Annotated in this window: 16 protein-coding genes; 5 read left to right on the forward strand and 11 right to left on the reverse strand. The window is 70.6% G+C overall.

Annotation, left to right across the window (positions count from 1 at the left end; translation table 11 throughout):
* The first annotated feature begins 92 nt into the window (after positions 1-92).
* Both MWU75_RS16580 and MWU75_RS16585 read left to right on the forward strand, forming a co-directional pair.
* Complete coding sequence (locus MWU75_RS16580; protein WP_247093002.1) at positions 93-611, forward strand: MarR family winged helix-turn-helix transcriptional regulator; 519 nt, start codon at positions 93-95, stop codon at positions 609-611.
* The gene (locus MWU75_RS16585; protein ID WP_247093004.1) at positions 608-1,441 is read left to right on the forward strand and encodes an alpha/beta hydrolase; all 834 of its coding nucleotides are present in this window, start codon (positions 608-610) and stop codon (positions 1,439-1,441) included. Before MWU75_RS16580 ends, MWU75_RS16585 begins: the two co-directional genes overlap by 4 nt.
* Before the next feature lie 31 nt (positions 1,442-1,472).
* Here the strand turns inward: MWU75_RS16585 and MWU75_RS16590 are convergent, their stop codons facing one another.
* Both MWU75_RS16590 and MWU75_RS16595 read right to left on the reverse strand, forming a co-directional pair.
* Positions 1,473-3,353 (reverse strand): ABC transporter ATP-binding protein, encoded by a 1,881-nt coding sequence (locus tag MWU75_RS16590; protein ID WP_247093125.1) that lies wholly within the window; start codon positions 3,351-3,353, stop codon positions 1,473-1,475.
* A gap of 22 nt (positions 3,354-3,375) precedes the next feature.
* Positions 3,376-4,974 (reverse strand): ABC-F family ATP-binding cassette domain-containing protein, encoded by a 1,599-nt coding sequence (locus MWU75_RS16595; protein WP_247093005.1) that lies wholly within the window; start codon positions 4,972-4,974, stop codon positions 3,376-3,378.
* Positions 4,975-5,089: 115 nt separating this feature from the next.
* On the opposite strand from MWU75_RS16595, the gene MWU75_RS16600 reads away from it, so the two are divergent.
* The gene (locus MWU75_RS16600; RefSeq protein WP_247093007.1) at positions 5,090-6,013 is read left to right on the forward strand and encodes a neutral zinc metallopeptidase; all 924 of its coding nucleotides are present in this window, start codon (positions 5,090-5,092) and stop codon (positions 6,011-6,013) included.
* A 75-nt stretch (positions 6,014-6,088) separates the two neighbouring features.
* On the opposite strand, the gene MWU75_RS16605 is transcribed toward MWU75_RS16600, so the two are convergent.
* Genes MWU75_RS16605 through MWU75_RS16645 form a run of 9 tightly spaced genes read right to left on the reverse strand, consistent with a single transcriptional unit; the run spans position 6,089 to position 13,316 of the window.
* A complete protein-coding gene (locus MWU75_RS16605) occupies positions 6,089-6,706 on the reverse strand; it encodes an acVLRF1 family peptidyl-tRNA hydrolase (RefSeq protein ID WP_247093009.1) in 618 nt (205 codons plus the stop codon).
* A 4-nt stretch (positions 6,707-6,710) separates the two neighbouring features.
* Positions 6,711-7,037 (reverse strand): metal-sulfur cluster assembly factor, encoded by a 327-nt coding sequence (locus tag MWU75_RS16610; RefSeq protein WP_247093011.1) that lies wholly within the window; start codon positions 7,035-7,037, stop codon positions 6,711-6,713.
* 30 nt (positions 7,038-7,067) lie between these two features.
* Positions 7,068-7,532, reverse strand: coding sequence for a Fe-S cluster assembly sulfur transfer protein SufU (sufU, locus tag MWU75_RS16615; protein WP_247093013.1), 465 nt, complete (start codon positions 7,530-7,532; stop codon positions 7,068-7,070).
* Between the two features lie 9 nt (positions 7,533-7,541).
* Entirely contained in the window at positions 7,542-8,834 is a 1,293-nt protein-coding gene (locus MWU75_RS16620; protein ID WP_247093015.1) for a SufS family cysteine desulfurase, read from the reverse strand.
* Positions 8,834-9,595, reverse strand: a complete 762-nt coding sequence (gene sufC / locus MWU75_RS16625) for a Fe-S cluster assembly ATPase SufC (protein ID WP_247093017.1) — start codon at positions 9,593-9,595, stop codon at positions 8,834-8,836. The genes MWU75_RS16620 and sufC overlap by 1 nt, the downstream gene beginning before the upstream one ends.
* Positions 9,596-9,620: 25 nt before the next feature.
* Positions 9,621-9,971 carry a non-heme iron oxygenase ferredoxin subunit gene (locus tag MWU75_RS16630; protein WP_247093019.1) on the reverse strand — a complete coding sequence of 117 codons (351 nt, stop codon included), beginning with the start codon at positions 9,969-9,971 and terminating at the stop codon, positions 9,621-9,623.
* Complete coding sequence (gene sufD / locus MWU75_RS16635) at positions 9,968-11,185, reverse strand: Fe-S cluster assembly protein SufD (RefSeq protein ID WP_247093021.1); 1,218 nt, start codon at positions 11,183-11,185, stop codon at positions 9,968-9,970. The genes MWU75_RS16630 and sufD overlap by 4 nt, the downstream gene beginning before the upstream one ends.
* The gene (sufB, locus tag MWU75_RS16640; protein WP_247093023.1) at positions 11,185-12,606 is read right to left on the reverse strand and encodes a Fe-S cluster assembly protein SufB; all 1,422 of its coding nucleotides are present in this window, start codon (positions 12,604-12,606) and stop codon (positions 11,185-11,187) included. Before sufB ends, sufD begins: the two co-directional genes overlap by 1 nt.
* On the reverse strand, positions 12,603-13,316 hold the full coding sequence (locus MWU75_RS16645) for a winged helix-turn-helix transcriptional regulator (protein ID WP_247093127.1): 714 nt from the start codon (positions 13,314-13,316) through the stop codon (positions 12,603-12,605). The genes sufB and MWU75_RS16645 overlap by 4 nt, the downstream gene beginning before the upstream one ends.
* A gap of 262 nt (positions 13,317-13,578) precedes the next feature.
* Between MWU75_RS16645 and MWU75_RS16650 the strand changes: the two genes are divergently transcribed.
* Both MWU75_RS16650 and MWU75_RS16655 read left to right on the forward strand, forming a co-directional pair.
* Entirely contained in the window at positions 13,579-14,280 is a 702-nt protein-coding gene (locus tag MWU75_RS16650) for an ABC transporter ATP-binding protein (RefSeq protein WP_247093129.1), read from the forward strand.
* Positions 14,277-15,071, forward strand: a complete 795-nt coding sequence (locus tag MWU75_RS16655) for an ABC transporter permease (RefSeq protein ID WP_247093025.1) — start codon at positions 14,277-14,279, stop codon at positions 15,069-15,071. Before MWU75_RS16650 ends, MWU75_RS16655 begins: the two co-directional genes overlap by 4 nt.
* Positions 15,072-15,088: the final 17 nt, after the last annotated feature.

Raw genomic sequence — 15,088 nt, forward strand, 5'->3', positions numbered from 1 at the left:
TGGCGCCCGCGGCGCCCGGCACGCCCGAGCGCGGTGGCCGCACCCCCGGCGTAGATTGACAAGTCCCTTGTCATTATGACAGTCTCCTTGTCATGTCACGATCGTCGTCGCGCAGGTCGGCGGCTTCTTCGGGAGCCCAGCTGTATGCCGTGCTGCAGCGAGTCCGACCCGTCCACGAACTCGCTGCACGAGCGGTGGAAGCCGGGTTGGCCGACACCGCCCTGACGGTCCCGCTACGCGCCGTCCTCGAGCGGGTCCACGCCCACGGACCGCAGACCGTGCCGGCCATCGCCCGCAGCCTCTATGTCACCCGGCAGGGTGTGCAGGCCCTGGTGGACCGCGGCAGGGACCTCGGCCTCGTCGAGACCGTGCCGAACCCCGCGCACCGCCGGTCCCACCTGGTCGTCCTCACACCGGCGGGCAACGACCTGTTCGACACGGTGCGCGCGGACGAGCTGGCCCGCCTGGACGTGGTGGCGAGCGGACTGGACCCGGTCGACGTCGCCGCGGCCGTCCGCGTCCTCGACCACCTCATCCTCTCCCTCGAGGGCCTCACCCACCCCCAGACACCCACGACCTCGACCGACCCCGCTGAAAGGAGCACGCGATGAGCACAACCCAGCAGACTCTGCATCACCTCGAGGTGAACGGAGGGCAGCTTGCCTACGCGCTCGAGGGCTCCGGGACGCCCCCGGTCGTGCTGCTGCACGCCGGCTATGTCGACCACCGGATGTACGCGCGGGAGCTGGAGCACCTGGCCCGGCGCACCACGACCGTGGCCCCTGACGCCCGCACCCACGGGCAGTCCTCCACGGCGATGGCGCCGTTCCGCCACTGCGACGATGTCGCCGCCCTCGTGCGCCACCTCGACCTCGGCCCGGCCGTGCTCATCGGCACGAGCATGGGAGCCGGAGCAGCCGTCGACACCGCACTGGAGCACCCCGACGCTGTGCGCGCCCTGGTGCTCAGCGGTGCCGGCACCAGCGAGCCCACCTTCACCTCGCCCGAGGCTCTTGAGCTGCTGCACCGGGCGGAGCAGGCCGTCGCACGGCAGGACGTCGCAGCCTGGCTGGAGGCCACCCTGGCCTGGGCCGCGGGCCCAGAGCGAGACCTGTCCGACGTCGATGCCGCCGTGGGCGAGCTCCTGTCGGATCTCCACCAGGAGTTCGTCCGCACCCACATCCGTCCCGGCGTGGTCCCACCCGAGGCCGTCGCGAAGTCCTGGGAGCGGCTGGATGAGATCACCGTCCCGGTGCTCGGCATCGTCGGCGAGCTGGACTTCACCGACCACCACGAGATGACCGAGCGCGCCGTCAGCGCCGTCCGGGACGGGCGCGGAGTGGTGCGCATCCCCAACGCGGGTCACTACCCGAACCTCGAGCAACCGACCGCCTGGGAGCGCGCCGTGGACGACTTCCTCGGCGACGTGCTGTCCGGCTGAGGCAGGAGCAGCCGCTCGGCTCACGCGGGAGTCAGCCGGTGCGGAACGGTGTGTCCCGGAACTGCGTGTCGTGCAGGGTCCGGTAGAGGCCCCCCTCGGCCATCAGCTCCTCGTGCGTCCCCCGCTGCACGATGCGGCCGCGGTCCATCACCAGGATCAGGTCCGCGCCGTGGACGGTGCTCAGCCGGTGCGCGATCACCAGGGACGTCCGACCGGTGAGGGCCTCGTCCAGCGCCCGCTGCACCGCGGCCTCGGACTCGCTGTCCAGGTGAGCAGTGGCCTCGTCCAGCAGGACGACGGCGGGCGCCTTCAGGAGCAGCCGGGCGATGGCCAGCCGCTGCTTCTCGCCGCCCGACAGCCGGTGGCCGCGGTCGCCGACGACGGTGTCCAGCCCGTCCGGGAGACGCTCCACCAGTGACCAGACCTGAGCCGCGCGCAGCGCCTGCTCGAGCTGGTCCTGCGTGGCCTCGGGTGCGCCGTAGCGCAGATTGGCCCTGATCGTGTCGTTGAACATGTGGGCCTCCTGGGTGACCACGCCCACCGTGCGGGACAGGCTCGCCAGGGTGGCTGTCCGCAGGTCGGTGCCGCCGATCCGGACGGTGCCCTCGGAGGGGTCGTAGAGCCGGGAGACCAGCGAGGTCAGCGTGGTCTTGCCGGCACCGCTGGGGCCGACCAGGGCCACCAGCTGCCCGGCCCCGATGTGCACCTGCAGGTCCCGCAGCACCGGTCCGCTGTCCGTGGCGTCGAGGTCCGGTCGGCTCTCCAGGGACGCGATGGAAACCTCCGCGGCACCCGGGTAGGCGAAGGACACATCGTCCAGCTCGATGTCCACCGGACCCTCCGGCAGATCGACGGCGTCCGGCGCCTCCTGCACCAGCGGCTCGAGGTCGAGCACCTCGAAGATCCGCTCGAAGGAGACCAGCGCCGTCATGATGTCGACGCGCACGTTGGACAGGGCCGTCAGCGGGCCGTACATCCGGCCGAGCAGTGCCGCCATCGCGACGAGGGTGCCCACCGAGAGGTCCCCGGCGACCGCCATCAGGCCACCCAGGCCATACACCAGGGCCGTGGCGAGGGCGGCGACCAGGCCGAGGCCGGCCATGAAGATCACCCGGTTGACCGAGATCCGGACCCCGGCGTCGCGCACCCCCCGGGCGCGCTCGGCATACTCCCGCTCCTCCTGAACAGGCCGACCGAACAGGCGCACGAGCAGGGCACCGGCCACGTTGAACCGCTCGGTCATCCGGGTGGCCAGCTCGGCGTTCAGCGTCATCTGCTGCCGGGTCAGCGCCGAGAGCCGCTGGCCCATCCGGTGGGCCGGGACCAGGAAGATCGGCAGGAGCAGCAGGGCCAGGAGGGTGATCAGCCACGACATGGTCAGCAGGGCACCGAGGATCAGCGCGAGGGACACCACGTTGCTGACCAGGCCGGACAGGATGCTGGTGAACGCGGTCTGGGCACCGATCACGTCGGTGTTCAGCCGGTTGACCAGGGCGCCGGTCTGGGCGCGGGTGAAGAAGGCGATCGGCTGGCGCAGGACGTGCGAGAAGACCTCGGTGCGCAGGTTGAGGATCAGACCCTCGCCGATGCGCGAGCCGTAGTAGCGGGTGACGACCGTGAGCCCGGCCTCAATGACGGCCAGCGCGGCGACGACCACGCCGAGGGTGATGACGGTGCCACGGTCGCGCGGGATGACGCCATGGTCGATGATCCGGCCCAGGAGTAGCGGTGTCGCCACGCCCAGGGCGGCGACCACCACGGTCAGCACCAGGAAGAGGCTGATGTCCGAGCGGAACGGGCGGCCGTAGCCGAGCACCCGCCGACCGGTGCCCTCGCGGAGACGGTGGTCCCGGACGGACCGGTCGCGCGAGAAACCACGGACAGTGGCTCCGGGCCCGTGTCCCGGACCCATCGTCACGGTCGCGCTCCCCTGCTCATGCCAGGGCGATGAGGTCCTGGTAGTCCTGGTTCCACATGTCCTCCACCCCGTCGGGCAGCAGCAGGACCCGCTCCGGCTCGAGCGCGGCGACCGCACCCTCGTCGTGGCTGACCAGGACGACCGCGCCCTCGTAGGTCCGGAGTGCGGAGAGGACCTCCTCCCGGGAGGCCGGGTCCAGGTTGTTGGTGGGCTCGTCGAGCAGGAGCACGTTGGCGGCGGAGACGACGAGCATGGCCAGGGCCAGCCGGGTCTTCTCACCGCCGGACAGCACGCCCGCGGGCTTGTCGACGTCGTCGCCGGAGAAGAGGAAGGACCCCAGGACCTTGCGGGTCTCGGTGTCGTCGAGCTGCGGGGCGGCGGACCTCATGTTGGCCAGCACCGACCGGTCGACGTCGAGCGTCTCGTGCTCCTGGGCGTAGTAGCCGAGGCGCAGACCATGACCCGGCTCCACCTGGCCCGTGTCCGGCTCGTCGAGGCCGGCCAGGATGCGCAGCAGGGTGGTCTTGCCCGCACCGTTGAGCCCGAGGACCACGACCCGGGAACCGCGGTCGATGTTCAGGTCGACGTCGGTGAAGACCTCGAGGGAGCCGTAGGAGCGCGACAGGCCGCTCGCGGACAGCGGGGTGCGTCCGCACGGGGCGGGGGTGGGGAAACGGAGCTTGGCCACCCGGTCGACGACCCGCTCCCCCTCGATGCCGGCGAGCAGCCGCTCAGCGCGCCGCGCCATGTTCTGCGCCGCGACGGCCTTGGTCGCCTTGGCGCGCATCTTGTCGGCCTGGGCGAGCAGTGCCGAGGCCTTCTTCTCGGCGTTGACCCGCTCGCGCTTGCGGCGCCGCTCGTCGGTCTCGCGCTGCAGGAGATAGGTCTTCCAGCCCATGTTGTACTGGTCGATCTCCGCCCGGTTGGCGTCCAGGTGGAACACCCGGTTGACGACCTGCTCGACCAGCTCCACGTCGTGGGAGATGACCAGCAGACCGCCCGGGTAGGTCTTGAGGTAGTCCCGGAGCCAGACGATCGAGTCGGCGTCCAGGTGGTTGGTGGGTTCGTCGAGCAGCAGCGTGGACGCGCCGCTGAACAGGATCCGCGCCAGTTCGATGCGGCGGCGCTGACCACCGGAGAGGGTCGCCAGCTCCTGCTCCAGGACCCGGGTCGGCAGCCCGAGGCTGGAGGCGATCGAGGCGGCCTCGGACTCGGCGGCGTAGCCACCCCGGGACTCGAACTCGGCGTCGAGCCGCGCATAGCGGGCCATCGCCTTGGTCCGGACGGCCTCGTCCTCGCTGGCCATCCCGGCCTCGGCCGCGCGGAGGTTGCGGATCACCGAGTCCAGACCGCGGGCGGACAGGATCCGGTCGCGGCCCAGGACGTGCAGGTCGCCGGTGCGCGGGTCCTGCGGCAGGTAGCCGACGTCACCGCGCCGGGTGATGGTGCCCGCGGCCGGGTCGGCCTCCCCGGCCAGGACCTTGGTGAGAGTCGTCTTGCCGGCCCCGTTGCGACCCACCAGGCCCACCCGGTCCCCCGGCGCGACCTGGAAGGTCACGTCGTCCATCAGGAGCCGGGATCCCGCGCGGAGCTCGACGCCCGAGGCTGTGATCACGTGCGGAGCTCCTCATGGACAGATTTGGGCGGTTTGTCGTGCCTGGTGGGCGGGAAGTGACTAGTCTACGCCTGAGGCGCGTTGTGCCGAGACACGAGACGAGTGGAGTTGGGGCATGACCTTCAAGGAGAACGCCCGGCTGGACACCAGCCAGGTCCGTAGTGGTGGTGGCGGGCGCGGCCGCTCCGGCGGCGGGGGCATGGCCGTCGGCGGCGGGATCGGCGGCATCATCCTGCTCGTTCTCTACATGCTCTTCGGGGGCAACCTCGGTGGCACCAGCGGTGTGGCCGAGCCGGAGACCTCCTGGAACTTCAGCGGGACCGAGGTCGAAGGCACCGGCGAGGAGGGCGCCTCGGGCGACTTCTCCCACTGCAAGACAGGGGCCGACGCCAACGAGTACCGCGACTGCCTCGTCGTCGGCACGGTCAACAGCGTCCAGCAGTTCTGGTCCTCGGCGTGGTCGCAGTACCAGCCCGCCAAGACCGTCATCTTCTCCGGCGTGGTCAACACCGGCTGCGGCACGGCCAACAGCCAGGTCGGCCCGTTCTACTGCCCGCTGGATGAGCAGGTCTACATCGACGTGAGCTTCTTCGACCAGCTCGACCAGATGGGCGCCGACGGCGGCTCCCTGGCCCAGATGTATGTCGTGGGCCACGAGTACGGCCACCACGTCCAGAACCTCAACGGCGTCCTGGGCCGAGCCCAGCAGGACCCGCAGGGCCCCGAGTCCGGCGCCGTCCGCGTCGAGCTCCAGGCCGACTGCTACGCCGGCGTGTGGGTCGCCCACGCCGACGGCACCCGCCTCGGTCAGGAGGACGCGGCAATCCTCGAGCCCATCACGCGGGAGCAGATCCAGTCGGCGCTCAGCGCGGCCGAGGCCGTGGGCGACGACCGCATCCAGGAGACCATGCAGGGCCGGGTCACCCCGGAGAGCTGGACGCACGGCTCGTCTGCCCAGCGCCAGCACTGGTTCATGACCGGCTACCAGACCGGCGATCCCAACCAGTGCAACACCTTCGCCGCCGCTGACCTGGGATAGGCGCCGCCGCACTCCTGCTCTTTCTTCTAGGCGGGGCACCGTGCAGTTGCCGGGTCGAGGCACCGTCCAGGTGGCTCAGGGCGGCTCAGCGATGCCGATGCGGGTGGCCCTCCCACGGCGCAGCGTGTCCTGCAGGACCTTCAGCCGGGGATCCGGGATGTCGTAGAACTCCCGGCGCGGGAGCTCTCCCACGCGCGCCAGCAGCGGATCGTCCAGCACCTGGCGCACCAGGGCCTTGTCGCCACCGACGACGAGCCCGTCCACGACCGGCCCACGCGGCTCCAGCAACCGGTCCGCGGCCTGCTGTGCGACCCGCTGGACCAGCGCGTCGGCCTGGTTGCCGCGGCGGCGGGCGAACCGTTGCTGGGACCATCCGCCCGCCGCCGTACGGGACTGGGCATAGCGGGTCCCGCAGTGGTGGTCGGTGAGCCGGTCCCCCTCAGCCAGCCCCACGGCATACCCACCCCTGCGGACCAGCACCAGACCGAGGCGAGCCGGCAGGTCGACCACACCCGGGGCCCAAGCCAGCACCTCGGCGACAGCACCATCGGGAGCGGACAGCACCAGCGGCACGGCCCCCGGGTCGGCCCCGGGGGACCGCTCCGGCACGCCGTGCCGCTGTGTGAAGCCGTCGATCCACCGGTCCAGGCGGGTCGGGTCGATCTCGACCACCCGCGCGGGGCCGGTGCTCACCGGCTCAGACGTTGAAGCCGAGGGCGCGCAGCTGCTCGCGGCCCTCCGGGGTGATCTTGTCCGGGCCCCACGGCGGCATCCAGACCCAGTTGATGCGGTGGCTGGACACCAGGCCTTCCAGGACCGTGGCGACCTGCTCCTCGATGACATCGGTCAGCGGGCAGGCGGCGCTGGTCAGGGTCATGTCGATGACCGCGTGCGACTGGGCGTCCACGGTCAGGCCGTAGATCAGGCCCAGGTCCACGACGTTGATCCCCAGCTCGGGGTCGACGACGTCGTGCAGGGCCTCCTCGACGTCCGCGACGTTGGGCGGTGTGGTGGTCGTGCTCATCGGGTCCTCCTCGGTGGTGGTCTCAGGGTCTCACGGTCGGCTGGGAGCGGTCTCGGACACCACGGAGATGTCCTCACCGGTCCGGGCCAGGGCGTCGGTGAAGGCGGTCCAGCCCAGCAGCGCGCACTTGACGCGGGACGGATAGCGGGACACGCCGGCGAAGGCGACGCCGTCGCCGATCTCCTCGGGGTCGCCCGCGTCGGCGCCCTTGCTGGTCAGCATGCGGCGCATCGCCAGGAAGGTCTCCAGGGCCTCATCGACCGGGTGGCCGATCGTCTCCTCGGCCAGCACCGAGGTCGCCGCGATCGAGATGGAGCACCCCTGCGCGTCGTAGGACACGTCGTGGATGACGCCGTCGGCGACCTGCACCCGCAGCGTCACCTCGTCGCCGCAGGTCGGGTTGACGTGGTGCACCTCGGCGCCGAAAGGTTCGCGCAGCCCGACGTGCTGCGGGTGCTTGGCGTGGTCGAGGATCAGCTCGCCGTACAGGTCCATCCGTCCTCCTCAGGCACTCAGTCCGAAGACGCCGGGCACCGTGTCCAGCGCCTCGATGAAGGCATCGATGTCGCCGCGGGTGGTGTAGACCGAGAAGCTCGCGCGGGTGCTGGCCGGCACGCCCAGCCGACGGTGCAGCGGCCAGGCGCAGTGGTGCCCGGTGCGCACGGCGATGCCCCGGTCGTCCAGGACCTGCCCCACGTCGTGCGGGTGGATCCCCTCGACGGTGAAGGCGACGGCTCCGACGCGCCGGGCCGGGTCGGTGGGCCCGAGGACCCGCACCCACGGCCGCTCCGCCAACTGCTCCAGACAGTATGCCGTGAGCTCGGTGTCGTGCTGATGGACCCGGTCCATCCCGGTCTCGGTGAGGTACTCCACCGCCGTCGCGAGCCCGACGGCCTGGGCGGCCATCGGCACACCGGCCTCGAAACGCTGGGGCGGCGGGGCGTAGGTCGAGCGATCCATGTGGACCAGCTCGATCATCGAGCCGCCGGTGATGAACGGCGGCATCGCGGCCAGCAGCTCGGGACGACCCCAGAGGACGCCGATCCCGGAGGGGCCGAGCACCTTGTGGCCGGTGAACGCCAGGAAATCTACCCCCAGGGCCTGCACGTCGACCGGCAGGTGCGGCACCGACTGGCAGGCGTCGACCAGGGTGAGCGCGCCGACGGCCCTCGCCGCCGCGACCAGCGGAGCGAGGTCGTTGAGCGTGCCCAGGACGTTGGAGACCTGGGTGAAGGCGAGCACCTTGGTCCGCTCCCCCACCACGGTTGCCGGGTCCTCCAGGTAGCCGTCGTCGGTGACTCCGATCCACCGCAGGGTGGCTCCGGTGCGTCGCGCCAGCTCCTGCCAGGGCACGAGGTTAGCGTGGTGCTCCATCTCGGTGACGACGATCTCGTTGCCGGGCCCGAGCTGCAGCCGGGCAGCCACCTCCGGGTCGGCCCCGTCGATCGCCCCCGGGGCGCCCGCGTTGCTCATCGCGTAGGCGACGAGGTTGATCGCCTCGGTCCCGTTCTTGGTGAAGACGACCTCGTCGGGCCGGGCCCCGATGAACCGGGCCACCGTGGCGCGCGCTGCCTCGAAGGCCTCGGTGGCCTCCTCGGCGAGCTGGTGCGCGCCACGGTGCACGGCGGCGTTGCGGGTGGAGTAGTACTCCTGCTCGGCCTCCAGGACGCACCACGGCTTCTGGGCGGTCGCGCCGCTGTCCAGGTAGACCAGCGGGCGTCCGTCACGCACGGTGCGCGCGAGCACGGGGAAGTCCGCCCGGATCCGGGCCAGCTCCTTCTCCGTGAACGCGGGCATCAGACCGCGGCAGCCTGCAGGTAGCGGTCGTAGCCCTCGTTCTCCAGCCGGTCCGCCAGCTCCGGGCCACCGGACTCGGCGACGCGGCCGTTGACGAAGACGTGCACGTGGTCGGGGTTGATGTAGCGCAGGATCCGCGTGTAGTGCGTGATCAGCATGACCCCGAGGCCGGTGTTCTCCTTGACGCGGTTGACGCCCTCGGCGACGACCTTGAGCGCGTCGACGTCCAGGCCGGAGTCGGTCTCGTCCAGCACCGCGATCTTGGGCTGGAGCAGCTCCATCTGCAGGATCTCGTGGCGCTTCTTCTCACCACCGGAGAAGCCCTCGTTGACGTTGCGCTCGGCGAAGGAGGCGTCCATGCGAAGGGCCTCCATGGCGCCCTTCATGTCCTTGACCCAGGTGCGCAGCTTGGGGGCCTCGCCGTCGATGGAGGTCTTGGCGGTGCGCAGGAAGTTGGACACGGTCACACCGGGGACCTCGACGGGGTACTGCATGGCCAGGAACAGGCCGGCCTGGGCGCGCTCGTCGACACCCATCGCCAGCACGTCCTCACCGTCGAGGGTGATGGTGCCGCTGGTGACGGTGTACTTCGGGTGGCCCGCGACGGCGTAGGCCAGGGTCGACTTGCCGGAGCCGTTGGGTCCCATGATGGCGTGGGTCTCCCCCGAGTTGATGGTCAGGTCGACCCCGCGCAGGATCACCTTCTCCTCGGTGTCGGTCTCCACGGTGACGTGCAGGTCACGGATCTCAAGAGTGGTCATCTGTTTCTCCTCGAAGGCTTGGTGGTCAGTCGCTGAGGGCGACGAGGACGTCCTCGCCCTCGATCTTCACGGTGTGTATGGCGATGGGCTGGGTGGCGGGCAGGCCGGTCGGCTCCCCGGTGGTCATGTCGAAGCGCGAGCCGTGCAGCCAGCACTCGACGGTGTGGCCCTCCACGTCGCCCTCGGAGAGGGAGACGTTGGCGTGGGTGCACGTGTCGTCGAACGCGTGCACCCGGCCGCTGGAGTCGCGGGCGACGGCGACCAGGCGTCCGTCGAAGCTGGCCTGGACCGCGCCCACCTCGGGCAGGTCGGCCAGCGTGCAGACCCGGACGAAGGACTGCTGTCCCAGGTCGCCGGTCCGGAGGGACTCGGTCATGCAGTCGCCGCCATGTCGGTCGCGAGCTCCTCCTCGATGGCCGCCATGAGGGTGTCGACGACCTCGGGCACACCGATCTTGGCGATGATGTCGGCGAAGAAGCCACGCACCACCAGGCGGCGGGCGTTGGTCTCGTCGATGCCGCGCGACATCAGGTAGAAGAGCTGCTCGTCGTCGAACCGGCCGGTGGAGCTGGCGTGCCCGGCACCGGCGATCTCGCCGGTCTCGATCTCCAGGTTGGGGATGGAGTCGGCCCGGGCGCCGTCGGTGAGCACCAGGTTGCGGTTCAGCTCGTAGGTGTCGATCCCCTCGGCCTCCTTGCGGATCAGCACGTCGCCGACCCAGACCGTGTGCGCACCGTCGCCCTGCAGGGCACCCTTGTAGGTGACCAGGGACTGGGTGTGCGGGGTGTTGTGGTCGACGAAGGAGCGGTGCTCCAGGTGCTGGCCGGCGTCGGCGAAGTAGACACCCAGGAGGGTGGCGTCGCCGCCGGGTCCGTCGTAGCGCACGTTGGAGTTGACCCGCACGATCGAGCCGCCGAGGCTCACCGAGATGTGCTTGTAGGTGGCGTCGCGGCCGACCTGGGCATCGTGCTGCCCGAGGTGGACCGCGTCGTCCTCCCATCGCTGCAGGGTGACGACGGTCAGGTCGGCGCCCTCCCCGACGATGACCTCCAGGTTGCCCCGGTGGTCGGCGGAGCCGGTGTGGTCCAGGATCAGCAGGCCCTTGCTGTGGTGGCCCGCCTCGACGACGTAGTGCGCGCTGGACAGGCGTCCCGCGCCGTTGCCGTGGACGTTGACTCGCAGCGGCTCGGCATACTCCTTCTCCGCCTCCAGCGTGAGGTAGAGCGCCTCGGGGGTGTGGGCCGACGCGACGACCGCGCCGCGGTCGCCCGGCACCAGCACGGTGCCGCGCGGCGCCTGGCCGGGGGCCAGCGAGGGACCCATCAGGTCCAGCACGCCGGACACGTCGTAGTCCGCCGGGTGGTCGATGCCGTTGGTGTCATCGCCCCGGATGTCGTCGGCCTCGTCGGCGAAGACCCCGCCCAGGCGGTCGACCGGGGTGAAGCGCCACTCCTCCTCGCGCCCGTTGGGCACCGGGAAGTCGCTGACCTCGAAGGAGGTCAGGCGCGCGGCGCGAGACTCCTCGGGGGCGGCCCCGACGGTGCTCTGGGGGTCGACGTGGGTCGTGGGCTTGTCGGTGAGCAGGGTCATCAGCCGACGGCTCCTTCCATCTGCAGCTCGATGAGGCGGTTGAGTTCGAGGGCGTACTCCATGGGCAGCTCGCGGGCGATCGGCTCGACGAAGCCACGGACGATCATCGCCATGGCCTCGGTCTCGCTCAGGCCGCGGGACATCAGGTAGAACAGCTGGTTCTCCGAGACCTTCGAGACCGTGGCCTCGTGGGCCATCTGCACGTCGTCCTCGCGGATGTCGTTGTACGGGTAGGTGTCCGAGCGGGAGATCTGGTCGACCAGCAGGGCGTCGCAGACGACGCTGGACCGACTGTTCTTGGCGCCCTCGAGCACCTGGACCAGGCCGCGGTATGACGTGCGCCCACCACCGCGGGCCACCGACTTGGAGACGATGGTCGAGGAGGTGTTCGGCGCGGCGTGCACCATCTTGGAGCCGGCGTCCTGGTGCTGGCCCTCCCCGGCGAAGGCGACCGACAGGGTCTCACCCTTGGCGTGCTCGCCCAGCAGGAAGACCGCCGGATACTTCATGGTGACCTTGGAGCCGATGTTGCCGTCGATCCACTCCATGGTCGCGCCCTCGGCGCACGTCGCGCGCTTGGTGACCAGGTTGTAGACGTTGTTCGACCAGTTCTGGATCGTGGTGTAGCGCACCCGGGCGTTCTTCTTGACGATGATCTCGACGACCGCGCTGTGCAGGCTGTCGGTGTTGTAGATCGGGGCGGTGCAGCCCTCGACGTAGTGCACGGAAGAGCCCTCGTCGGCGATGATCAGGGTCCGCTCGAACTGGCCCATGTTCTCGGTGTTGATCCGGAAGTAAGCCTGCAGCGGGATCTCCACGTGGACGCCCGGCGGGACGTAGACGAAGGAGCCGCCGGACCAGACCGAGGTGTTCAGCGCGGAGAACTTGTTGTCACCCGAGGGGATGACCGAGCCGAAGTACTCACGGAACAGGTCCTCGTGCTCACGGAGCGCGGTGTCGGTGTCCAGGAAGAGGACGCCCTGCTCCTCCAGGTCCTCACGGATCTGGTGGTAGACGACCTCGGACTCGTACTGTGCCGCGACACCGGCGACCAGGCGCTGCTTCTCGGCCTCCGGGATGCCCAGCCGGTCGTAGGTGTTCTTGATGTCCTCGGGCAGGTCCTCCCAGCTGGTGGCCTGCTTCTCGGTGGACCGGACGAAGTACTTGATGTTGTCGAAGTCGATGTCCGAGAGGTCGCTGCCCCACGTCGGCATCGGCTTCTTGTCGAACAGCCGCAGGGCCTTGAGCCGCTGCTCGGTCATCCAGGCGGGCTCGGCCTTGCGTGCCGAGATGTCCTTGACGACGTCCTCGTTGAGGCCGCGCTTGGCCGAGGCTCCGGCTACGTCGCTGTCCGCCCAGCCGTACTCGTACTTGCCCAGGTCCTTCAGACCTGGGTTGAGCTCTTCGATGTTGGTGCTCATCGCATAGACCTTCCTTCGGGGGACTCGACGACAACCGGGCCCTCGCTCAGGGCTCCGGTGGGGATGTAGGTGGTGCAGACGTGCTCGCCACCGGCCAGGGTGGCCAGGCGCTGCACGTGGACGCCGAGCAGCCGCGAGATGGCCTCGGTCTCGGCGTCACAGAACTGACGGAACTCGGTGGCGACGTTGCGCACCGGGCAATGACCCTGGCACAACTGGATCCCGGCCAGGCCGGTGCCCTGGGCCACCGGGCGTGTCGAGGCGGCGAAACCCTCCGCGGACAGGGCCTCGGACAGTGCTTCGATCCGGGCGACCAGGTCGTCGCCCGCGGCGTCGACCGCGGTGCGCAGCCGCTCCTCCAGAGCGTGGATCTGCTCCTCGGCGAACTCCTCGACGGCGGCCTCCCCGGAGCGCTCCGACAGGAACTTCAGCGCTGCGGTGGCGACATCGTCGTAGGTGTTGGCCATCTGCTCCTGACCGCGCTCGGTGAGCACGAAGCTGCGGGCGGGGCGACCGCGACCGCGACGGCGGGTGACGGCCTCGTGCTCGACGATCAGCTCGCCCTCCTCGAGGGCGTCCAGGTGGCGGCGCACGGCGGCGGGCGTGAGCCCGAGCAGGCCGGCCAGGTCGCGGGCGGAGATCGGCCCGCGCTCGCCGATGGTCCGACGGACGCGGTCCCGGGTCCGGGACTCAGCGCTGCCGTCTGCCATAAACACCATGCCAGTGTGACCTATATCCACGTCAAGTCCAACGAAGGCCCCCCTAACCTCATTCCCCCACCCATTCTCGGGGAGGTTTTGTCGCCCACCGCCCATCTTTGGGGAGGTTTTGTACCCGTGCCGCCCCTCTTTGGGGAGGTTCTGCTCACCCCCATCCATCTTTGGGCCGATATCGGTACGCCCGCACCTCCACGGATGACACCGCACCGCCCGTCCTCGACCCCAGTCGCGTCACATAGGCTCTGCCCTCGTGATCCGCGTCCACGAGCTACGCCGGGCCTTCGGCAGAGTCCAGGCCCTCGACGGCGTGAGCTGGACCGCGCACGAAGGGCAGGTCACCTGCCTCCTCGGTCCCAACGGTGCGGGCAAGACGACCACCGTCGAGATCGCAGAAGGCCTGCAGCACGCCGACTCCGGCACGGTGGAGGTGCTCGGGACGAACCCCTGGCGGGCGGATGCCGAGCACCGGGCCCGTGTGGGGGTGATGCTGCAGGACGGTGGGCTCCCCCAGTCGGTGCGGCCCGTGGCACTCCTGCGGCACCTCGCCAGGTTCTACGCCTCCCCGGCCGACATCGACGCCCTCGTGCGCGAGCTCGGCATCGACGAGTTCACCCGGACGACCGTTCGCCGCCTCTCGGGCGGTCAGCGCCAGCGGGTGGCGCTCGCTGCAGCCCTCGTCGGCCGGCCCGACGTGCTCTTCCTGGACGAGCCGACCGCCGGGCTGGACCCGCACGTGCGCCGCACGGTGTGGGAGCTGATCGCCCGGACCGCCGCGGACGGGGCCACGGTGGTGGTGACCACGCACTCCTTCGAGGAGGCCGAGCGACTCGCCGACCATCTGGTGATCATGGCCCGCGGCCGGACCGTCGCCGAGGGGACCAGCTCCCAGGTGGCGGGCAGCGGGACCCTCGAGACGGCATACTTCTCCCTCACCGACGGGAGGGAGAGCGCGTGAGCAGCCCAGCCCCCACCGACCGACCGACGACAGATCACCCGGGTGCCGGGCGCGCGGCTCCCGCGCCGCGACGGGTCGTGGCCCAGGCGGTGTTCGAGGCAAAGGGTCTGCTGAGCCACGGCGAGCAACTCCTGGTCAGCGTCGTGCTGCCCCTCATGGCGCTGCTCGGACTCGCGCTGACCGACATCCCCTCCCTCGGCGAGGGCGAGCGGATCGACCTGGCGACCGCCGGCGTGCTGGCCCTGGCGGTGATCTCCACCGCCCTGACCGGGCAGGCGATCCTTCTTGGCTTTGAGCGACGCTGGGGCGTCCTCCGGATGCTGGGCACCACCCCCCTGGGGCGTGGCGGCTTGCTTCCCGCGAAGGCGCTCTCGGTCCTCGCGGTGGTCGCCGTGCAGTTCGTGGTCCTGGGCACGGTTGCCGCCGTCCTGGGCTGGCGGCCCGACCCGGCGGGGATCCCCGGGGCCCTGCTCGTCACGCTCGCCGGCACCCTGGCGTTCGCCTCCCTCGCCGCCCTGATCGGCGGCACGCTGCGGGCCGAGGGGGTGCTCGCCGTGGCAAACCTGCTCTGGGTCCTGCTGGCCGCGCTGGGCGGGGTGCTGGTGTCCGCGGACCGTTACCCGGCACCCTGGGACACCGTGGTCAGCCTGCTGCCCTCCGCAGCCCTCGGGGACGGCATGCGCGCCGCCCTCGTGCACGGTGCCTTCCCGGCGCTGGAGATCCTGGTGCTGCTGGTGTGGGCCGGAGCCGCCTCGGCCCTGGCCGGCCGCCTCCTGCGCTGGTCGGACTAAGGCGCTGCGGGAGCGGG

Source organism: Ornithinimicrobium sp. F0845 (genome assembly GCF_023015765.1).
Classification (GTDB): Bacteria; Actinomycetota; Actinomycetes; order Actinomycetales; family Dermatophilaceae; genus Ornithinicoccus.